The sequence below is a fragment of the Tersicoccus mangrovi genome, from assembly GCF_036881825.1.
Taxonomy (GTDB): domain Bacteria; phylum Actinomycetota; class Actinomycetes; order Actinomycetales; family Micrococcaceae; genus Tersicoccus; species Tersicoccus mangrovi.
The window spans coordinates 163,817-183,813 of the sequence record NZ_JBAJMW010000001.1 but is presented as its reverse complement, the minus strand read 5'-3'; the positions used below and the strand labels follow the sequence as shown (position 1 = coordinate 183,813).

Annotated in this window: 19 protein-coding genes, 1 tRNA gene and 1 pseudogene; 13 read left to right on the top strand and 8 right to left on the bottom strand. The window is 73.5% G+C overall.

What is annotated here, in order from left to right; all coding sequences use genetic code 11:
* The first annotated feature begins 7 nt into the window (after nucleotides 1–7).
* Both V6N00_RS00885 and V6N00_RS00880 read left to right on the top strand, forming a co-directional pair.
* Nucleotides 8–4,204, top strand: coding sequence for a DEAD/DEAH box helicase (locus V6N00_RS00885; protein WP_334230205.1), 4,197 nt, complete (start codon nucleotides 8–10; stop codon nucleotides 4,202–4,204).
* 115 nt (nucleotides 4,205–4,319) lie between these two features.
* Nucleotides 4,320–4,685 carry a hypothetical protein gene (locus tag V6N00_RS00880; RefSeq protein ID WP_334230204.1) on the top strand — a complete coding sequence of 122 codons (366 nt, stop codon included), beginning with the start codon at nucleotides 4,320–4,322 and terminating at the stop codon, nucleotides 4,683–4,685.
* 74 nt (nucleotides 4,686–4,759) lie between these two features.
* On the opposite strand, the gene cpaB is transcribed toward V6N00_RS00880, so the two are convergent.
* Entirely contained in the window at nucleotides 4,760–5,524 is a 765-nt protein-coding gene (gene cpaB / locus V6N00_RS00875) for a Flp pilus assembly protein CpaB (RefSeq protein ID WP_334230203.1), read from the bottom strand.
* 228 nt (nucleotides 5,525–5,752) lie between these two features.
* Between cpaB and V6N00_RS00870 the strand changes: the two genes are divergently transcribed.
* Nucleotides 5,753–5,878 (top strand): hypothetical protein, encoded by a 126-nt coding sequence (locus tag V6N00_RS00870; protein ID WP_334230759.1) that lies wholly within the window; start codon nucleotides 5,753–5,755, stop codon nucleotides 5,876–5,878.
* 62 nt (nucleotides 5,879–5,940) lie between these two features.
* On the opposite strand, the pseudogene V6N00_RS00865 reads toward V6N00_RS00870, so the two are convergent.
* Nucleotides 5,941–6,033: pseudogene (locus V6N00_RS00865) on the bottom strand (FmdB family zinc ribbon protein); the annotation flags it as partial.
* A 109-nt stretch (nucleotides 6,034–6,142) separates the two neighbouring features.
* Nucleotides 6,143–6,775, bottom strand: coding sequence for a 5-formyltetrahydrofolate cyclo-ligase (locus V6N00_RS00860; protein ID WP_334230202.1), 633 nt, complete (start codon nucleotides 6,773–6,775; stop codon nucleotides 6,143–6,145).
* 49 nt (nucleotides 6,776–6,824) lie between these two features.
* Between V6N00_RS00860 and galU the strand changes: the two genes are divergently transcribed.
* The 5 genes from galU to V6N00_RS00835 all read left to right on the top strand — a co-directional run bounded on the left by galU (nucleotide 6,825) and on the right by V6N00_RS00835 (nucleotide 10,274).
* Nucleotides 6,825–7,760: a UTP--glucose-1-phosphate uridylyltransferase GalU gene (gene galU / locus V6N00_RS00855; protein ID WP_334230201.1), complete on the top strand. Its 936-nt coding sequence runs from the start codon at nucleotides 6,825–6,827 to the stop codon at nucleotides 7,758–7,760.
* Between the two features lie 8 nt (nucleotides 7,761–7,768).
* Nucleotides 7,769–8,386 carry a GNAT family N-acetyltransferase gene (locus tag V6N00_RS00850; protein WP_334230200.1) on the top strand — a complete coding sequence of 206 codons (618 nt, stop codon included), beginning with the start codon at nucleotides 7,769–7,771 and terminating at the stop codon, nucleotides 8,384–8,386.
* 89 nt (nucleotides 8,387–8,475) lie between these two features.
* On the top strand, nucleotides 8,476–9,372 hold the full coding sequence (locus tag V6N00_RS00845; protein WP_334230199.1) for a hypothetical protein: 897 nt from the start codon (nucleotides 8,476–8,478) through the stop codon (nucleotides 9,370–9,372).
* A gap of 48 nt (nucleotides 9,373–9,420) precedes the next feature.
* Nucleotides 9,421–9,493, top strand: a tRNA-Ala gene (locus tag V6N00_RS00840).
* A gap of 172 nt (nucleotides 9,494–9,665) precedes the next feature.
* On the top strand, nucleotides 9,666–10,274 hold the full coding sequence (locus tag V6N00_RS00835) for a hypothetical protein (RefSeq protein ID WP_334230198.1): 609 nt from the start codon (nucleotides 9,666–9,668) through the stop codon (nucleotides 10,272–10,274).
* 17 nt (nucleotides 10,275–10,291) lie between these two features.
* Here the strand turns inward: V6N00_RS00835 and V6N00_RS00830 are convergent, their stop codons facing one another.
* Nucleotides 10,292–10,753, bottom strand: a complete 462-nt coding sequence (locus V6N00_RS00830; protein WP_334230197.1) for a heme-degrading domain-containing protein — start codon at nucleotides 10,751–10,753, stop codon at nucleotides 10,292–10,294.
* Between the two features lie 175 nt (nucleotides 10,754–10,928).
* On the opposite strand from V6N00_RS00830, the gene V6N00_RS00825 reads away from it, so the two are divergent.
* Both V6N00_RS00825 and V6N00_RS00820 read left to right on the top strand, forming a co-directional pair.
* Nucleotides 10,929–12,455, top strand: coding sequence for an alpha/beta hydrolase (locus V6N00_RS00825; RefSeq protein WP_334230196.1), 1,527 nt, complete (start codon nucleotides 10,929–10,931; stop codon nucleotides 12,453–12,455).
* A gap of 161 nt (nucleotides 12,456–12,616) precedes the next feature.
* Nucleotides 12,617–13,498, top strand: coding sequence for a TolB family protein (locus V6N00_RS00820; RefSeq protein WP_334230195.1), 882 nt, complete (start codon nucleotides 12,617–12,619; stop codon nucleotides 13,496–13,498).
* Between the two features lie 43 nt (nucleotides 13,499–13,541).
* Here the strand turns inward: V6N00_RS00820 and V6N00_RS00815 are convergent, their stop codons facing one another.
* Nucleotides 13,542–14,522, bottom strand: coding sequence for a VOC family protein (locus V6N00_RS00815; RefSeq protein WP_334230194.1), 981 nt, complete (start codon nucleotides 14,520–14,522; stop codon nucleotides 13,542–13,544).
* Between the two features lie 161 nt (nucleotides 14,523–14,683).
* Nucleotides 14,684–15,379 carry a GntR family transcriptional regulator gene (locus V6N00_RS00810; RefSeq protein WP_334230193.1) on the bottom strand — a complete coding sequence of 232 codons (696 nt, stop codon included), beginning with the start codon at nucleotides 15,377–15,379 and terminating at the stop codon, nucleotides 14,684–14,686.
* Nucleotides 15,380–15,565: 186 nt separating this feature from the next.
* Here V6N00_RS00810 and V6N00_RS00805 point away from each other — a divergent pair, with 186 nt between their 5' ends.
* Nucleotides 15,566–15,985: a DUF302 domain-containing protein gene (locus tag V6N00_RS00805; RefSeq protein WP_334230192.1), complete on the top strand. Its 420-nt coding sequence runs from the start codon at nucleotides 15,566–15,568 to the stop codon at nucleotides 15,983–15,985.
* Nucleotides 15,986–16,063: 78 nt separating this feature from the next.
* On the opposite strand, the gene V6N00_RS00800 is transcribed toward V6N00_RS00805, so the two are convergent.
* Nucleotides 16,064–16,870 carry a VOC family protein gene (locus V6N00_RS00800; RefSeq protein WP_334230191.1) on the bottom strand — a complete coding sequence of 269 codons (807 nt, stop codon included), beginning with the start codon at nucleotides 16,868–16,870 and terminating at the stop codon, nucleotides 16,064–16,066.
* A gap of 107 nt (nucleotides 16,871–16,977) precedes the next feature.
* Here V6N00_RS00800 and V6N00_RS00795 point away from each other — a divergent pair, with 107 nt between their 5' ends.
* Both V6N00_RS00795 and V6N00_RS00790 read left to right on the top strand, forming a co-directional pair.
* On the top strand, nucleotides 16,978–18,165 hold the full coding sequence (locus V6N00_RS00795; protein WP_334230190.1) for a type III polyketide synthase: 1,188 nt from the start codon (nucleotides 16,978–16,980) through the stop codon (nucleotides 18,163–18,165).
* Nucleotides 18,158–18,985 (top strand): class I SAM-dependent methyltransferase, encoded by an 828-nt coding sequence (locus V6N00_RS00790; RefSeq protein WP_334230189.1) that lies wholly within the window; start codon nucleotides 18,158–18,160, stop codon nucleotides 18,983–18,985. Before V6N00_RS00795 ends, V6N00_RS00790 begins: the two co-directional genes overlap by 8 nt.
* Here V6N00_RS00790 and V6N00_RS00785 read toward each other — a convergent pair.
* On the bottom strand, nucleotides 18,954–19,988 hold the full coding sequence (locus V6N00_RS00785) for a lipid II:glycine glycyltransferase FemX (protein ID WP_334230188.1): 1,035 nt from the start codon (nucleotides 19,986–19,988) through the stop codon (nucleotides 18,954–18,956). The genes V6N00_RS00790 and V6N00_RS00785 overlap by 32 nt on opposite strands.
* Nucleotides 19,989–19,997: the final 9 nt, after the last annotated feature.

Genomic DNA, 19,997 nt, shown 5'->3' with positions numbered 1-19,997 from the left:
CGACCCCATGTCCGACAGCTCCTCCCGACGACCGGTGCGCCCCGAGTCGTCCCGCGACGACACGGCACCCACCGCCGACGCGGACGGCGTCGTCGTGCCCGGAACGGCCGGCGGGCTCCCTGCGGCCCCGACCGACGGAGCGGACGGCTCGGGGCTCCGCGCCGCCGGGTCCACGCGCGTCTCCGCGGGCCAGACCCGGCAGGACGTGAGCGACGCCTCCGGCAACGACGAGGACGGGCAGTCCACCACCGCGTCGGCGACCACCGAACCCCCCGCGGCTCCGGCTGAGCCGCCGACGGACGAGGACCTGGCGGACTGGCTCCAGGACCTCGACGGATACAGCGGGGTCGACACCCTGCTCAACCTGCCGTCCGGCCCGCGCGCCGTCATCGACCTGACCCACGCGCACCCGTCGGGCATGGCGCAGCTGCTCTCGGGCCGGCGCACCCGGCTGACCACCCTGCTGCGCGACCCCGACCACAGCGCTCGCGCCGCGGCCGCCGCCCGGTCCCTGCGCGCCCGCATCCAGGAGCTCTCCGCCGAGCACGGCATCGACGCGGCCTGGCTCGTCTTCGGCACCGCCACGTTCACCTCGTGGGGCGCCGGTACCCGCGGCCGCCTGCACGCTCCCGTCCTGATGGCGCGCATGGAGCTGGCCGTCCGACCCGGCTCGGACGACCACGAGATCCAGCTGACCGGCCAGGCGCGCGTCAACCCGGCTCTGCTGCGGCACGTGCGCCGCGAGTACGACGTGCGGATCGAGGAGCAGGACCTGCTGGCCGCCGCGACCGCGACCGGCCGGTTCGACCCGCAGCCGGTGCTCGAGCAGCTGCGCCAGCTCGGTGCCGGGATCCCCGACCTCACGGTCGAGTACCGCCTGCTCGCCACGACCCTGGCGGACCTGTCCGAACGGCTGCACGGCCTGGATCCGCGGCACCCCGTGATCGGCGCGCTCGTCTCGGGCCGTCCGCTGACGGGCGGGGACCGCCACGCGTACCCGCCGCTGGACGAGCGCGATCCGGCCCAGGAGTTCCTCGTCCTCGACGCGGACTCCTCGCAGCAGGAGGTGCTCGACCTCGTCCGAGCCGGACGGTCGCTTGCCGTGAGCACGCCCCCGGGCAGCGGCCAGACGCAGACCGCGGTCAACGCCGTCGCGACCCTGACCGCCCAGGGCAAGACCGTGCTCGTCACCGCCGAACGTCGCTCGAGCCTGCGGCAGTTCACCGCCCGGATGGAGGAGGTGAACCTCGGGTCGACGGTGCTGCCGCTCGAGGACGCCGCCGAGTCCGCGACGCTGCGCTCGGCCCTCGTGCGGGCCATCGTCCGCAACGAGAAGGCCGTCCCGCCCGACGTGGATCGCGTGCACGACACCCTGCGCCGCCACCGCGACCGGCTCGCCGAGCACGTCCGCTCTCTCCACCAGGTCCGCGACCGGTGGCACTGCTCGCCCTATCAGGCCATGCAGGCCCTCGCGACGCTGATGGCCACCGATCCCGCGCCGGCCACCCAGGTGCGGCTCAAGCGCAGCGTCCTCGACGCGATGCTCGACCGCACCGACCTGGCCGACCGCCTGCGCCGGGCCGCCGAGCTCGGCAGCTTCTCCCGCGCGGCCTCGGTCAGTCCGTGGTTCGGCGCACGCCTGATGAACCGGCAGCAGACCGCGGACGCGCACCGGCTGGCACAGCAGGCCGCCGAGCAGCTTCCCTCCCTGCGCCGTCGCCTCGACGAGCTCGCGACCACCTCGGAGATCGCGCTGGGAGACAGCGCGAACGACTGGGGCGAGCGGCTTCAGCTGCTGCTCGCGGTGCGCGACACCCTGGACCGGTTCAACCCGGACATCTTCGACCGGCCCGTCAAGGACCTCATCGCCGCGACCGCGACCAATCCGTGGCGCCGTGAACGGGGCATCGAGATGAACTCGGTGCAGCGGTCCCGGCTGCGCCGCGTCGCCAAGGAGTACATCCGCCCCGGCGTGCACATCGCCGACCTCCACCGCTCGCTCGTGGGGGTCGAGGGCCAGCGCCGGCAGTGGACGGCCATCGCCCGCACGCAGCGCCACCCGCGCATCCCCGGCGGGCTGCCCGAGATCGCCCGGCAGTACGACGCGCTCGCCGCGCTGCTGGACCAGCTCGACGAGGTGCTGCCCGTCACCTCGGAGACCGGTCTGCGCACCCGCGAGGGCGACGACCTGCAGCGCACGCTCGACGCCCTCGTCGCCGACGAGGAGACGCTGGCGACCCTGCCCGAGCGGACCATGCTGCTCGAGTCGATGCGCGAACAGGGCATCGACGAACTGCTCGAGGATCTCGCCCGCCGTGAGGTCGGCGCCGACGCCGTGGCCGCCGAGCTCGAGCTGACCTGGTGGCAGTCCGCGCTCGAGGCCATGATCAGCGGCGACGACTTCCTGGCGATGGCCAGCGGCCAGACCCTGCGCACCGTCGAGGCCGAGTACCGGCTCGCCGACGAGGCGCACATCGCGGCCGGGCCGGCCCGGCTGCAGACGATCCTCGCCCACGCGTGGCGGACCGCGCTGCAGGCCTCGCCCGGACAGGCGCAGGCGCTCAAGGACGCCCTCAAGTCGGGGACCATCACGGCCGCCGGGTACTTCCTCCGCACACCGGACCTCGTGCTGCCGCTGACGCCGGTGGTCACGGCGAGTCCCTTCGACCTGCCCGGTGGCGTGCCCGTCGGCACCCGCTTCGACGCGGTGGTCCTGCTCGACGCCGAATCCACCTCCCTGCCCGCGGCGCTGCCCGCGATCGCCCGGTCCCGGCAGGTCATCGCCCTGGGCGACCAGCACCTCGACGCGGTCACCGCGTTCACGGTCGACGCCGGGGTCTCATCCTCGAGCGCGGACCCGCACATCCTGAGCGCCCTGACGGCGCTGGCCGAGGTGCTGCCCGAGCGGCGGCTCACGATGGTCTACCGCCAGGTCGACGACGGGTTGACCGCGCAGCTGAACGACCAGTTCTACGACGGCAGGCTGCAGTGGCTCTCGCCGCCGCCGGGCCGCGTCGGTGGCCTCGTCGTCGAGTACCTGCCCGACGGCACCGGCCTGCCCACCAGCGACGGCGACGTGGAGTCGACGGACGCCGAGGTGCGACGCGTCGTCGACCTCGTGATGCGGCACGCCTCCACGCGGCCGGCCCAGTCCCTCGCCGTCATCGCCGGTAACCGGCGCCACGCCGGGCGGATCGCCGACGCCGTCCGGGACGCCGTGTCCGAGAACCCCGCGCGCGCCGAGTTCTTCGCCTCCGGTCCCGACGCCTTCCGCGTGGTCGACCTGGACCGTGCCGCGGGCGTCGTCCGCGACCGGATCATCCTCTCGCTCGGCTACGGCCGGACCCCGCACGGCCGGGTGCTGCACACGCTCGGCGAACTCTCCGGTGAGGACGGGCGTCGGCTCTTCGCGATGGCGACCACCCGGGCCCGCCACCACCTGCACGTCCTCACGTGCCTCCACCCGGACGACCTGGACAAGATGAAGCTGCGCGAGGGCGCGCTCGACTACCACGAGCTGCTCGAACGCGGTCTGCAGCCGCTCGAGGAGCCGGGGGAGAGCATCCTCGGCGGTTCCGTCGCGGACGGCGGGCGGATCACGGCGCTGGCCACCGGTCGGGTGCCCGAGCAGTCCGAGGTGGCGCCGTCGCCGCTGATCGCCGACCTCGCGCAGCGGATCGGCGCCCGCGGGCTGGAGGTGCGGGCCCACACCGGCGGTGTCGACCTCAGCGCGCTGCCCGCGAGCCGCGGTGTCGAGCCGACGGCGATGATCACCGACGGATCCGACCGGTACTGCGCCTACACGGTCCGGGAACGCAGCCGCCTGCGGCCGGCCCTGCTGGAGCGCTCGGGCTGGAAGTACCTGACGCTGTGGACGATCGAGGTGTTCAGCGACCCCGAGGGACTCGCCGACCGGGTCGCCGGATTCCTCAGCGCCGACGCGCCCGCCTTCCTGACCGACGCCCCGGCGCGGGAGCCCGTCGACGAGTCCGCTGACGCGGAGGCGCAGGACCTCGACCGCCGCCCGGACGGGTCCGACGTCGAGACGATCGACGACGACGCGAGCCGGGGCACGGGCCAGGGCGCGCAGGACGCGGCCTCCTCGCGGGCGGAGCGGGCCGAGACGATCGGCGCTCCGTCGCCGACCGGGAGCGACGCGGGCGCCTCGCGCAGCCGTGACGACGATGGCGCACCGCAGGGCTGACTCCCGGCCGACCCACACGGCCGCGGCCACACCCCCGGCCGACCAGACTGCCAGGAGCGGCCCGTCTGCCACGGGCCGGCCGGCTGCGACCGTGCTGGATGGGCCGGCTGCGACCGTGTCCGGGGCGCTAGGGGCCGGGGCGACGGGACTGGACGCGAGCGGGCAGCAGCGGTCTGACGAGGTCGTGCCCGACGCCGCCGATACCGGAACCGGCACCGGCACCGACACGGCCATCGACCAGAGCTGCGCCGCCTCCACCGATGCGACAGCCGCGGGCTCGGGCGCCGATCGCGGGGCGGCACCCGACCCGGCCGACGCCGAGGACACCCCGCGTCCCTCCGCGCCGTCCGTCTCGGCCCTGCGGCTCGACCGTATCCTCGCCGCCGAGGACGACCCGCACGGATGGGGCGGTCGCGGGGACGAGACCGCACCCGAGCACGACCGGTGGCTGCGGGAGCAGCGCCCACCGCACTGGGGCTGATCCCGGCCACCACCGCACCGCGATGACCGCCGCCGGACACGCCCCCGATCGGCGCGGTGACCCTCATGGCCGCCTCACCGCCCGGGCTCCACAATGACGAGCCCCACCGTCGTCGTCCCGCTCGTCGACCCGGCGAGCTCGGCCGCGACAGCCCGGGGGACCCCCACGACCGCGAGCGGTGCATCCTCGTTCGCCGTCGGCCACACCCCCGTGCCCGTGGTCGCCGCCGCCGAGGCGCCCGACGTCCACAGCACGGTGACCGACCGGGCCAGCGTGCGTGCGGGCGACGAACCGGAGCCGTCGGCGGTCGCCGCGTCCTGCCGCGCCGCCAGGACGACATCCACCCGGTCGCCCGGACGGAGGACGCGCAGCACGGTCGGGTCCGACACCCGCAGGGGCACGGCCGACTGACCCGGGGGCGAGCCCGTCAGCAGTCCCGGACCGAGCAGAGCGGCATCGGTGACCGGCGACCCGCGGCGCAGCGGAGCACCGAGCCTTCCGCCGGTCACGGTCTCGGTGGCCGCGACCGCGCCGTCGGGGACCGCTCCGGGTGGCCAGTCGGCGCGGGTGAGGTCCCCGCCGGTGAGAACGGCACCGGCGGGGAGGTCACGGGCCACGACGACGACCGGGACGGTGGGCGCGGACGCCGGCGTCAGGCCGTCGACGGCCACCCCGGCGGCCCCGCACAGCAGCAGGGCGATCAGCAGACGCCGTCGTCGTCGCAGCAGCCGGACCAACCGGCGGGGCGGGGAGCGGTCCGCCCGCACCGGACGGATCATCCGGCCGGCGGGCGTCGACGGGCCACCATCGGGGGATGCACGCGTGGGGGAGCGGGACATGCCGTCACGCTAGGCAGTACGGCGGCCCTGCGGCTGGCGGCCCCCTCCTCCGGTGGACAACACGGATGAGCCGGCCCCCTGTGGAGGGAGAAGCCGCCGCCTAGGAACGCCGCGCGAGGGACGACCCGCACAACGACGAACGCCGCACCCGGCCCGTCGGTGCGGGCCGGATGCGGCGTTCGAGGAGGTGCGGGTCAGTTACCCGCGGCGGAGGCAGCCGGCGCGGACGTGCTGCTGCCCGAGGACGTGCTGTTCGACGAGGAGCTGTTCGACGAGGTCGACGAGTTGCTCGACGACTCGGAGGGTGTGCTCGGCACCGTGCTCGTGGACCCGCTGCGGGAGTCGGTGCGGTAGAAGCCCGATCCCTTGAACACCACGCCGACCGAGTTGAACTTCTTGCGCAACGTGCCGGAGCAGACCGGGCAGGTCGTCAGCGCGTCGTCGGAGAAGGACTGGTGGATGTCGAACTGGTGACCGCAGTCCTTGCAGGCGTAGGCATAGGTGGGCACGGGTGATTCCTCCGGAAGAGATGTGGACGATCCAGTACAACACGGAACGGGCGCGCGCTGTTCCCGGGCGTCGAGTGCCACGAGGGGTGCAGCGGCCCGTTCCGGTGGATCAGGGGCGGAGGTCCAGCACCCCGTCCGGCGTGAAGACGAGGTCGACGGGCTGGTCGTGCGGGAGGACCTCGAAGGAGCCCGCGGGCAGCACCTCGTCCTCGTACACGACCGCGGCGAGGAGCCCGCGCGTCGGCAGGGACCGCCAGCGGGCGAGGAACCGGTCGTAGTACCCGCCGCCCTGGCCGAGCCGCTGCCCGGTCGCGTCGACGGCGAGGGCGGGAATGAGCATGAGTGCCACGGACGGCGAAGCCCCGTCCGGGTCGGCGAGGTCGACGGTCGGCCCCTCGGGATGGTCGATCGGGACGATGCCGGACCGCACGAGCGGCGTCCCGGGCGTCCACGCGGCCCAGCGCAGCTGGAAGTCCGGTTCGCACACGGGCAGCAGGACCGTGGCACCGCGCTCGTGCAGGGCGGTGTTGACGGTGTCGACGGGAGGCTCGGACGGCATCGGCTGGAAGGAGGCGACCGTGCCGGTTCCGGAGCCGTCGTTGCCCGCGTTCTCCTGCCACCACGCGCCGATCGTCCGGCGCAGTCCGGCACCGGCCCGCTCACGTGCCGCGGCGTCCAGCGACGCGCGATTGCCCCGCAGGCGTGCACGGATGACGGCCTTGGATCCCGGCTCGTCGGTCATGCCGAGACCTCCCAGCAATCACTCACGACATTGACGGTAGCCTAGGCGAATGACCGATCAGAAACACGTGCGCAAGGCCGTGATCCCTGCGGCGGGACTCGGTACCCGCTTCCTCCCGGCAACGAAGGCGATGCCGAAGGAGATGCTGCCGGTGGTCGACAAGCCGGCCATCCAGTACGTCGTCAAGGAGGCCGTCGACGCGGGCCTCGAGAACATCCTGATGATCACGGGCCGGAGCAAGCGCGCGCTGGAGGACCACTTCGATCGGGTCCCCTTCATCGAGGCCACGCTGGAGGAGAAGGGCGACACCGACAAGCTCGCCGCCGTCCGCGAGTCCTCCAACCTCGGCGACATCCACTACCTGCGCCAGGGTGACCCGCGCGGGCTCGGCCACGCCGTGCTGCGGGCGGCCGGCCACGTGGGCGACGAGCCGTTCGCGGTGCTGCTCGGTGACGACATCATCGACGAGCGCGACGAGCTGCTCACCGTGATGATCGACGTCCAGGAGAAGACCGGCGGTTCCGTCGTCGCCCTCATGGAGGTCGACGAGGACATGATCAGCTCCTACGGGGTCGCGGCGGTCAACGACGTCCCCGGCGAGTCCTACGTCCAGGTCGACCACATGGTGGAGAAGCCGCCGCGCGACGAGGCGCCGTCGAACCTGGCCGTGATCGGGCGTTACGTGCTGCACCCGGCCGTGTTCGAGGTGCTCGAGGACACCCCGCCGGGCCGCGGCAACGAGATCCAGCTGACGGACGCGCTGCAGACCCTCGCCAAGCGCGAGGGCGAGGGCGGCGGCGTGTACGGCGTCGTGTTCCGCGGCCGCCGCTACGACACCGGTGACAAGCTCAGCTACATCCAGGCCGTCATCACCCTGGCCTCGGACCGGGAGGACCTCGGACCCGGCCTCCGCGCCTGGATCAAGGACTACGCGCGTGACCTTGCGGACGAGCCGCAGGAGACGGTCGCCGCTCCCGCCGAGTAGCCCTGCCGGTGGCATCGACAGCGCAGTGGCCGGTCACGCTGGTCCGCGGCCCGCTCGCCCTGCGCCCCATCCGCTACCGTGACCGCGCCGAGTGGGACACCGTCCGCTCGCGCAACGCGCAGTGGCTGGGGCCGTGGGAGGCGAGCAACCCGGAACCGGGCGGCGCGCTGCCCAGCTTCCGGCAGATGGTCGCGGCGCTGAAGTCGCAGGCGCGGGCCGGTACCGGCCTGCCGTTCCTCATCACGGAGACGCGCGACGACGTGCCGCGGCTGGTCGGCCAGCTCACCGTCTCCTCCATCACGTACGGCTCGCTCATGGGGGCGACGCTGGGGTACTGGGTGGACCAGGCGAGTGCGGGCCGCGGCATCGCGCCGACCGCGGTGGCCCTCGCCACCGACCACTGCTTCCGCCACCTCGGCCTCCACCGGATGGAGATCAACATCCGGCCGGAGAACGACCGCAGCCTGCGCGTCGTCCAGAAGCTCGGCTTCCGGGACGAGGGACTGCGCCGCGCCTACCTGCACATCGACGGCCGCTGGGCGGACCACCGCAGCTTCGCGCTGACGGCCGAGGAGGTGCCCGAGGGCGTCCTGCACCGATGGCTGACGGGCGGTACGGCCGGCTGAGGCCTTCACGGAGGTGATGGCGCCGTTTCCTGGCCCGACACACCCGGTGAATCCGCGGATCGGCGGGCGATTGACCCTACCGTGGAAGCGTGGATGTCTTCTCCCTGAACAGCTCGATCATTCTGGTCGTCACGATCGGGCTGTGGCTGGTCTGGGTCGTCCCGTATGCGCTGCGCAAGCGCCATCGCCCGATCGTCGCGCAGGTGTCCCTGCAGCCCGCGTCGGTCGAGACCGCGACTGCCGACCCGTCCGGGCCGGCCACCATCGAGAACCAGGGGATGACGATGCTCAAACTCCGTGACGGCTCCTTCGGCTCGTTCTCCGCGTCGCGGGGCGCGTCCGCGGTGGTGCCCGCGACGCGGTCCGGGCTGCGGATCCGCTGGGACCGGATGGCGCTGGCCGCCGCCGGGCTGATCGCCCTGTTCGCGGCGCTGGTGACCGGGATCGTCTCCCTCGTCACCACCCTGCCCGTCACCGTCCCGTTCGTCCTGCTGCTCGTGTTCGTCGGCGCCGTCGCCGGGCTGCGCACCCTGGCGGTACGGGACCGGCGTCGCAAGGTCGACGCGGCCATCGACGCCGCGGTCGACGCGCACGACGAGACGCCGTCGCACGCCGACGCGGACGACCGGCCCACCGCCCTCTTCGACGCCGACGCGGCCGAGCACCAGCCCGCCACGATGAACGCCGAGGAGCTGCGGGAGGCCGCACGGTCCCTGGCCGCCTCCATCGGGGACGCCCCCCGACCGGAGCGGACCACCGAGTCCGGGTGGCAGCCGGTGGCGGTGCCCCGGCCGACATACGTCGACGCTGCTCGCGCCGAGCGGCCCGCCCCCGAGCCGCTGCAGCTGCCCGAGTCCCCGCGCCCGTCCACCCGCACCTCCATCCGGGCGTCCGAGGCCGGCCGCCGCGAGGTCGTCGCGGGCCAGGAGGCGTCCGGCCAGCTCAACGACCTGGACGAGGTCCTGCGGCGTCGCCGGGGCGCCTGAGCCGTTTTGGTGATCGCGGGCTCCAGGCGGTAGATTGGAGCCTCGCAAGGGGCTATGGCGCAGTTGGTAGCGCGTCTCGTTCGCAATGAGAAGGTCTGGGGTTCGAATCCCCATAGCTCCACCGAAGAACTGACGAAGGCCCGCCGGATCCCGGCGGGCCTTCGTCGTTCCCGGATGGAACCGTCGCCGGTGACGACGGGGCCGCGGCAGGTGACGGTGTGGTGAGGGCGCCGGCGTCGGGCAGGATCGGTCTCAGGGACACTGGTCGAGAACGTCCTGATCAGGAGGCGCACATGAAGCTGTACTCGGATTTCCCCCGTCGGCGTGCCGCCGAGATCGTCGGGGACGTGGTCGCCGTGGCCGTGCTCGCCGGTGGCGTGAGCCTCGCGCTCGCCCTGAACACCGCGATCACGGGACTGGCGGCGATCGGCGCGAAGATGCAGGACTCCGGCGGCAACCTTTCCTCCACCATGAGTGCCATCGGGCAGAACCTCGCCGGCATCCCCCTGATCGGCGACGCGGTGCGCTCACCGTTCGATTCCGCCAGTGCCGCCGGCGGGACCCTGGCGGACGCCGGGGCGCAGTGGCAGAGCCGGGTGCACCTGCTCGCCGGGCTCGCCGGCTGGACCGTCGTCGCCCTCGTCGTGCTCGTCGTCGCCTTCGGCTGGGTGCGGCCGCGGCTGCGCGACGCCCTCCGGCGCACCTCGCTCGCGCGGCTGGCCGCCGTCGCCCCGTCCCGCGATCTGCTGGCGCTGCGCGCCCTGATGACGCTTCCCACGCGCGACGTTCTCGAGGCAGGCGGGAACGTCGCCGAGGCGTGGCGCCGCGGCGACCCCGTCGTCATCGATCGACTCGCCGCACTCGAACTGCGACGCTCGGGCGTGCGACGGGACGTGGAGTAGGACCTCGACCGTCGTCCTCAGGCGAGGCCGAGGTGGGCGCGGATGCCGGCGACGACGAGGTCGTGGTCCTCCAGGGACGCCAGGCCGGACGCGGTCACGGCGGCGACGACGCCGACCCCGCGTACCCGAACGGGGAACGAGCCACCGGTGACGGCGTACTCCGGTCCGAGCCAGTTCGTCGCGACCGGGTCGACACCCTCCGCGGCCAGGCGGGCGTCGACCAGGGCGCTGCTGTTCTCCATCCGCAGCACGACGGCAGACTTGCGGGCGACCCACACGTCCTGATCGGGCGTGATCCCGGGCAGGGCGGCGCGGAAGAGGATCAGCCCGGGGCGGCGGATGTCGATCCCCACCGCGTGGCCCGCCTCCTGTGCGATCGCGGTGATCCGGGTGCCGAGGCGCCAGGCGTCGGCGTGGTCGAACGACGCGAACACCAGCTCGCGTTCCTGTTGTTCGAGGGTGGCGATCAGATCGGGCACGGGTTCTCCTCGGCGTGACGGGTGAGCGGACGGTGTCGCCAGCTTCGCACGACCCTGGCTGCTGAAGGACGTGGGAGAGCCCGGCGGCACGTCTGGACAGCCCCCGGAGCCGGGCCTAGCATCGGCCCATCGCGGGCCGGCGGGACCCGCCCGAGGTGAGGCGAGGGGGAGCGCCATGGACGCGACGGCACGGTTGCCCATCATCTACGTGCGGGGCTTCGCGGGCGGGGACGCCGAGATCGAGCAGGCCACCGAGGACCCGTTCCAGGGATTCAACTCCGGCTCGACGTACGTGCGCGCGGGCGTCGAGGGCGACATCCTCTTCTACCAGTTCGAGAGCCCCCTGCTGCGGCTCATGACGGACCACGACTACCGGCTCTTCGTCCACGGCGGGCAGGTGGCCTGGCTGAAGGCACAGCCGGACGGCGGCGTGGACCCGTCGACCGTGTGGATCCACCGGTTCTACGACCAGGCCTCGGGAGCGCGGGGCGAGCAGAAGCCGTTCCGGATGGAGGAGGCCGCCCAGGCGCTGCTCGACCTCATCGACCTGGTGCGCGCCAAGACCGGTGCGCCGCGGGTGTCCCTGGTCGCGCACTCGATGGGCGGGCTGATCTGCCGCTGCGTGATCCAGAAGCTCATCCCGGACCGCGGCGAGGTCGCCACCGACCGGGTGGACCGGTTGTTCACCTACGCCACCCCGCACGGTGGGATCCGGTTCGACATCGGCTCCGGCCTGCTCGAGAAACTGCGCGACATCACCGGCGTGGCCGGGGCCGATGTGTTCGGCCCCGACCGGATGTGGGAGTACCTCAACACGGCCGGTGTGGGGCCGCGACCGGACGACTGGCGGGCGCAGGACCTGCCCGACGCGGTCTTCCCGCTCAGCCGCGTCTTCACCCTCGTCGGCACCGACCACGAGGACTACACGGCCGCCCACGGGCTCTCCGCGTGGGCCGTCGGCCCGAAGAGCGACGGGCTCGTCCAGACCGAGAGCGCGTACATCCCCGGGGCGAACTTCGCGTTCGTGCACCGCAGCCACAGCGGCCGGTACGGCATCGTCAACTCCGAGGCCGGCTACCAGAACCTGCGCCGCTTCCTCTTCGGGGACCTCGTGGTCGACGCCGACCTGGCCGGCCTGCGGCTGCCCGGGCTGAGCCGGGAACGGAGCTGGCAGGCCGACGTCGAGGTGTCGATCCGCGGGCAGAAGATCCTCATGCACGAGCAGACGGCACGGCACCTGTGCCCCGTGGTGCTCCGCCCGCCCGAGGAGGGCGCCGACCGGCCGTACCCCTTGGTCACCACCTTCCTCATCACGGATTCCTCCGTACGGCCGCCCGACCACGAGGAGAGCCGCTACGTCCTGCACGTGCGGATCTTCTCGCTGCGCGAGCGGCGCGACGTGGGCCGGATCTTCGACTTCGCCGAGCACCAGGAACAGGTGGCCGACTTCGAGGACGCGCTCGTCGTCGACATGGACGTGCGCGGGGGCCGGCTGGTGGCGTGGGCGACCTGGGCGTCGGACATCACGACGACGCTCGAGGACCACCATCCCGAGGGCGATCCGCTGCACGACGAACGGCCGGACCGGCAGGGTTACTGGCAGACGCACGTCCCGCTGCCGCGTGGCGGGGGCTTCCTCGGCCCCGACGCGGCGGTCCGGCTCACCGCCCGCCCCCGCGTCACCGGGTCGGACGCCGGGTGACGCACCTCCCCGGGCCAGCCGGTCAAGAGATGTTCCATCCGGTGCCGCGGAAGCGCTCGCGTCGACAGCTGTTCCATCCGGGCCTCGAAACCGCTTGCGTCGACATCTCTTGACGAGCTGGCGGGCATCCTCGAGCCGAGGGCACCCGTTAGGCTGCGGCGATGACGGAGAAGAACCCGCGGTGCCGGGTGTGGGTGTCCGGACTCGACGGCGCCCAGGACCTCGTGCTCGAAACGGAGCGGCACGTCGAGGCCCCCAACTGGGCGGTGGACGACACCCTCGTGCTCAACGCCGAGGGGCGGCTGTGGCGCCTCCGGCTCGACGGCGCCGGCGGGCTGACGCCGATCGAGGCGCCCGGCCTGCCGCCGGTCAACAACGACCACGCGCTCGCCCCGGACGGGCCCACCATCTACGCCTCCGCCGAGGACGGCCACCTGTACGCCCTGCACCGCCTCGGCGGCCCCGCGCGGCGCATCACGGCCACTCCCGGCCGCCGGCACTACCTGCACGGCGTCAGCCCCGACGGGACGACCCTGGCGTACATCGCGATCGACGACGGTTCCGGCGCGGTCCCATCGGCCGCGGCCCACGTCCGCCTCATCGGCGTCGACGGGACGGACGACCGCGGCCTGACCGAGGACCGGGCCGCCACCGGAACCGCCGGCCCCGACGACGGGGCCGAGTTCTCCCCGGACGGCGCGTGGGTGTACTTCAGCACCGAGACGTGGGCCGAGGCGCCCGGGCACGCGCAGCTCGCCCGCATCCGGCCCGATGGCACGGGGCTGGAACGGCTGACCCACGGCGAGCGGGTGCACTGGTTCCCGCACCTGTCCCCGACGGGCACGCACGCCGTGTACCTGACCTATCCGCCGGGCACCACGGGCCATCCGGCGGACCTGCCCGTCGAGCTCGTCGTCGTCGAGCTGCCGGACTGGGACACCGTGACCGACCTGATCGCCTTCCGCGGTGGGCAGGGCACGATCAACGTGCCGAGCTGGTCGCCGGACGGCACCCGCTTCGCCTGGGTCGAGTACCCCGCCTGACGCCGCCGGGCGCCGGGTCCGGACGGGTACTCGGACGGCCGGGTCAGGAGTGCTGGTCCTCCCGGACCACCGGCGTGCCGTGCGTGTGGAACGTCTCGATGGTCTTCATGCCCCAGGCCTGCCCCTTCTTCCGCTCCTCCTGCGTCCACTCGACGACGGGGGAGTCCGGGTCCAGCAGGAGGCGCGCGCCGGCGTTGGCGAACTCGATGCGGTTGCCGCCCGGCTCCCACACGTAGAGGAAGAACGTCTGGTTGATGGCGTGCTTGTGCGGGCCGGACTCGATGTGGATGCCGTTCTCGAGGAAGATGTCGGCGGCCTTGAGGATGTCCTCGCGGGTGTCCGGGGCGAAGGCGACGTGGTGCAGGCGGTTGCCGTGCTTGAGCCAGTCGTCCGAGTAGACGATGTCGTAGGACTTGTTGTTGAAGTGGAACCACCAGGCCGCGTACCCGCCGTCGTCCAGGGCGATCCGCTCGGACTCGCGGCCGCCGAGCACGTCGGCGACGAACCGGCCGTTCGCGACGACGTCCTTGGCCAGATAGTTGATGTGGTCGAGGCGGCGGGCGTTCACCCCGCGGCCGGGGAAGGCGGAGGCCTGGTTCTTCAGCGCCGGCCGGTCCTCGTCTCCGGCGATGTAGCGCTCGGTCTCCCAGTAGATGCCCATGTCGTGGCCGTCCGGGTCGCGGAACGTGTACGTCCGGCCGGTGCCCACCTCGCCGTCCTCCCACCCGATGCCGAGCCCGGCCGCCTCGATCGCGGCGACCCGGCGGTCCAGGGCCTCGGCGCTGGTCGTGCGGAACGTCGTCCGGCCCACCCCGGCGTCGTCGGACGCGGTGAGCTTGAGCGTGTAGCGCTGGTACTCGTCCCACGTGCGCAGGTACACGCTCTGCCGGCCGCCGGCGTCGCTCTCCGCGACCACCCGCATCGCGAGCAGGTCCCGGAAGAACCACAGGCTCTTCTCGAAGGTGGGCGTGAGCAGCTCGACGTTGCCCAGGTGGGCGACGTCGAACGAGGTGGAGTCCGTCATGGCGGTCCTTTCCGGCGGGGCTGCCGGCGCCGAGCGCGAGCGGGCGCGCACGGCTCCGACGAGCGGATGACGGAAGCCTACGAAGTCACCGACGAAATTGGCAACAATCTTGCCGATAACGACGCGGTAGCGCCGGCGGCCGACCGCCCCCGGTGGAGGACTCAGTCGGCGACGGCCTCGGCGAGGACGCCGGCGGACTGCTCGCCCTGCTGCAGGGCGGCGATGACGCTCTCGACGTGACGGCGTGCGGCCGCATCGGCCGCGACCGGGTCGTGCGCGAGAACCGCGTCGATGATGGCGAGGTGCTCGGGCAGGGAGACCTGGGGGCGGCCGGGCCGCAGCGAGAGCTGGAACTGGTGGCGCACGATCTGGGACCGCAGCCGGGCGATGAGGTCCGCGGCCACCGGCTGGGCGCCGATCTCGGACACGGCCGCGTGCAACTGGGAATTCAAGCGCGAGTAGGTCATGACGTCACCGGAGGCCACCGCGGCCTGCATGCCGTCGCCGATCTGCCGCAGCTGCGCCGCCTGGGCGTCGTCGACCCGCCGGGCGGCGCGGGCGGCGATCAGTCCCTCGAGCACGCCGCGGCACTCGAGGATCTCCACGGCCTCCTCGACGGACACCCGCCGCACCCGGACACCGCGGTTGGGGATGCGCTCGACGAGGCCCTCGGCGATCAGGTCGGCGAACGCCGAGCGCACGCTCCCGCGGGTGACGCCGAACAGCTCGGTCAGCTCGGCCTCCACGAGGCGCTGGCCCGGGGACAGCTCTCCGCTCAGGATCGCCGCACGGACGCCGTCGACGACGACCTCCTTCGCCTCGGCGCCGCGCCGGACGCCGTTCTCCTCGGACTCCACGCAGGGCCCCTTCCCCAGACGGTCGGACACTATTGTTGCCAATGTTAGCGGCGGGACCGCGGCGCGGAAGGGATCGCGCCCGTGGACCGATGCCGGAGCGGTCGCGAGCGGTATCGGCCCCGGAGCGCGCGTGACGGCATCGTGCCACACTCGGAGCTGTCCCTCTCCGTGAGACGGGAGTCGATCATGGGCTACACCCACTCCATCACCGTCGCGCTCGACCACGGCCAGGCGCTCGAACGGGTCCGCGCGGCCCTGAGCGACCAGGGCTTCGGCATCCTCTCCGAGTCCGACATCGCGGCCACGTTCGCGGCCAAGCTGGGCCCCGAGGCGGCGCAGGAGCTGGGGGACTACGTCATTCTCGGGGCGTGCAACCCCGCGCTGGCGAGCCGCGCCCTCGCCGCCGAGCCGGCCCTCGGCGCCCTACTGCCGTGCAACGTCGTCGTGCGTCGCGGCGCGGGCGAGGAACGCACGACCATCGACGTCATCGACCCGCAGACCATGGTGCGGCTGACCGACGATCCCGAGGTGCGGGTGGTGGCCGACGACGCCGACACCCGCCTGCGGGCGGCCCTGGCGCAGTTCGGCGACGGCCCGGAGGACTGACGGCCCGGAGGCCTGACGGCCTGACGCCGCGGTCGGCCGGTCGCCTGCCCGGCGCTCAGCGCGACGCGTCCGGTGCCGCTACTCGGGCGACTCCGGTGCCTGACCCGGTGTCGCGATGAGGCCGAACACCTCGCCCTGTGCGCCGGCGACGACGGACCGCCGCCCGAAGGGGCTGTCCCCGGGCTCGGTGCGGATCGACCCGCCGAGGCCGACGGCCCGCTCCGTGGCGGCGTCGACGTCGTCGGAGGCGAACCACGTCAACCAGAAGTCGTCCGGCTGACTCGGCGGGCCCGCGGTGGTACCCGCGATGCCGCCGATCTCCCGGGCGCCCGGGCCCGGGTGGATCGTGGCGTAGACGAACGTCCGCCCGTCCCCGAGATCCTCGTAGTGGTAGCCGAACACGGCCGCGTAGAACGCCCGGGCGTCGGCGTACGCGTGGGTGTGCAGCTCGTTCCACACGTCGGTGCCGTCCTCGCTGTGGCGCGCGATGCCGCTGCGCCGGCCGGCCTGCCACACGCCGAACACGGCGCCGGAGGTGTCCGTCGCGACGGCCAGGCGGCCCTGGTTCATGACGTCGAACGGGGGCATCAGCAGCTGGCCGCCCGCGGCGGTGACGCGCTCCGCGGCGGCGTCGACGTCGCCGGCCGCCAGGTAGGTGGTCCAGGTGGCCGGGCCGTCGCGCACGTCGGCCGGCTTGGGCCCGAGACCCGCGACCACCTCACCGCCGAGCCGCGCCAGATGGTAGTGGCCGGCCGCCTCCCCGGCATCCTCGACCTGCCACCCGAACAGCCGGGCGTAGTAGTCCGCGGCCGCGCCGACGTCCTCCACCTGGGCGTCGATCCAGCAGGGGGTGCCGTCCGGCCAGGGCTCGACTCGTACGGGCATGGTGTGCCGTCCTCTCCCTCGATGGTGGCGTGACCCTCCCCTGGCTGGCCTCGATGGTGCCAGATCGTCCGGTCCGTGACCAGCGTGCGGCGTGCCTACGATGAGGCATGACCGTACGCGTGCTGACGATCGCCACCCGGCTCCCGACGACCGCGATCGACCAGGACGACGTGGCGGAGCTGTTCGCGGTGCAGCCCGGGATGACCCGGCTGGGGTCGCGGCTGGTCCGTACCGCATTCGCCGGCGCGGGCGTACGGTGCCGGCGCACCGTGCTCACCGAGCTCGGCGCCGAGGCGCGCGAGGCGCGCGACGGGACCCCGACCCACTTCCTGGATCACGAGACGGGCGCCCTCGGCTCGCCCGCGACGGCGGCTCGGAACGCCCTCTACACCACCGAGGCGTCCCGCCTCTTCGTCGACGCCGCGCGGGCCGCGCTCGACGACGTCGCCCCCGCCGTCGACCCGGCCGACGTCACCCACGTCATCACGGTCTCCTGCACCGGCTTCTTCGCGCCCGGCCCGGACGTGCGGGTGGCCAAGGACCTGGGCCTGCCCGCCGACGTCACCCGCCTGCACCTGGGGTTCATGGGCTGCAACGCGGCGTTCCCGGCCCTGCAGACCGCCGCCGCGTACTGCGCCGCGGACCCGGACGCCGTCGTCCTCGTCGTCTGCGTGGAGCTGTGCACGCTCCACCTGCACGTGCGCAACGACCCGAACACCGTGATGGGCAACGCCCTCTTCGCCGACGGGGCCGCGGCCGCCGTCGTCACCGCCCGCGACGCCGACCTGCCCGGGCAGCCGGCCCTCGACCTGATCGACTTCGAGACGACCCTCGCCCCGGTCGGTGAGGACGCCCTCGCCTGGAGCATCGGCGACGAGGGCTTCGAGATGATCCTCGGCACCTACGTCCCGAAGATCATCGACGACCACGTCACCGACGCGCTCGCCCCGCTGCTCGCGCGCACCGGCACCGCCGTCGAGGGGATCGCGCAGTGGGCGGTGCACCCGGGCGGGCGCAGCATCCTCGACAAGGTCCAGACCCGGCTCGCCCTGACCGACGAGCAGATGGCGCCCTCGCGGGACGTGCTCGCCGAGGCCGGCAACATGTCCAGCGCCACCATCCTGTTCGTCCTGGACCGGGTGCGCCGCGGCGAGGCTGCCGGGGGTGACGCCGGAGCTGCCGCCGACGGCTACGTCGCGGCGCTCGCCTTCGGGCCCGGCCTGAGCATCGAGACCGCGCTGCTGCGGCAGTCGGGAACGCCGGACGCCGTGGGCAACGAGGACGCCGGTGCCTGAGCCGGGTTCACGTCCCGGGCGGACCGCCCCGTCCGGTCGACGGGTCGACCCCTTCCTCCGCCGCCGGAGCGTCGACGAGCCGGAGCTGATGGACGACCCGGCGTGCGACCCCGTCGCCCTGAACGCCACCTACCGCCTGTTCGGCGTCATCAACCCGCTGGTCGCCGGGTGGCGCCCGGTCTACCGGCAGCGGTTGCGGCCCGTGCTGCAGGCGGCCGCGGCAGCCGGGCGACCGGCCACCCTGCTCGACGTCGGGTGCGGCGGCGGGGACGTCGCCCGCGCGCTGGCCCACTGGGCGGCCCGCGACCGGATCGACGTCGCCGTCACCGCGATCGACCCCGATCCCCGGGCCCACGCGTGGGCGTCCGCGCACGACGGCGGTGCCGGTCTGACCTACCGGGTGGCCGCGAGCGGGGACCTCGTGGCGGCGAACGAGCGATACGACGTCGTCGTCTCCAACCACGTGCTGCACCACCTCGACCCGGCCGAGCTCACCGCGCTGCTCGAGGACACCGTCGCCCTGACTCGCGGCGTCGCCGTCCACAACGACCTGCGCCGCAGCCGCGCGGCCTGGCTTCTCTACTGGGTCGGCACCCTGCCGCTCGTCCGCGCGCGCACGTTCCTGCGGTTCGACGGGCTGCTGTCCATCCGGCGCAGCTACCGGCCGGGCGAGTTGGCTGCGGTCGTGCCGGCGGGCTGGCGGGTGGAGCGGCAGCGGTTCTTCCGGCTGCTCGCGATGCACAACGGCACGGGGAACGGTCCGACGCTCCCCGCGATCCGGCGGACGGTCAGGACGCCGGCGAGCCCGCCGTCGTCCTGATGCGCGCGCGGGTCGCGGACAGCGCGTGGCGCACTCGCCGCTGCCCCTGCCGGGAGGCGTCGATCGCCTGCCGCGCCTGCCGATACAGCCCGTAGGCGCCGGACCGGACCGGCAAATCCCACGTGCCGGTGTGCTCGATGTCGACGCCGCCGAACGAGCGCTTGAAGGCGGTGAACCCCGCCCACGGGTGCCCCGGGTCGTCGGTCGGGGCGATCCCGAACAGATCCGCGGTGTGCTGCCCCCGCTCGCGCGCGTCGAGCATCGCCTGCACGATGAGCGGCTGGTTCGGGCGCAGCCGCCGGTGCTCGACCGGGACCGCGGCGTGCGCGAAGGTCCGCACGGTGGGAGAGTCGTAGACCAGGGCCGCGCACACCGGGGCGCCGTGCTGCCGGGTCACGTAGAGCCGGGCGGCGTCGCGCGGCATCAGGGTCTCGGCGACCCGTCGCAGGTACTGCTCGGGGTGCGTGCGGATGCCCTTCCGCTGGGCGGTCAGATCGAGGAAGCCGAGCAGGATGTCGATGTCGGTCGGATCCTGGCTCGCCTCGACGGCGAGGCCCTTCTTGTGCCCGTTGCGGTAGATGGTGCGGATGCTGCCCGTCATGTCGGCGAGGATCTCCTCGGCCGGACGGCGCAGATCGACCAGCCGCGTGCGCCGGGGTTGTACGTCCGTCGGGCTGCGGCGGCCTCCCCGGTCGGCAAGGACGGCGCGCAGGGCGGCGGCGATGCCCTCGTCCGTCTCGAGGCCGTCACCGGCCGGCATCGGCTCCACCCGCAGGAACCAGGCACCGGCGCGCCGGGCCCGCTCGTCGAGGGCGTCGAGGGCACCGGCGAGAGCGCTCGGGTCGTCGACGACGGGGCCGTACGGACAGTAGAGGAACGAGCCGACCCGGCGGCGCTGCAGCACGGCGCGGGCGTGCCAGCCGGGTCCGTCGAGGTCGAGGACATCGTGGCCCAGGGCGCGTTGCACGGCGAGCCAGGCGGGTTCCTGCAGGATGCTGTCCATCGTCTCGTT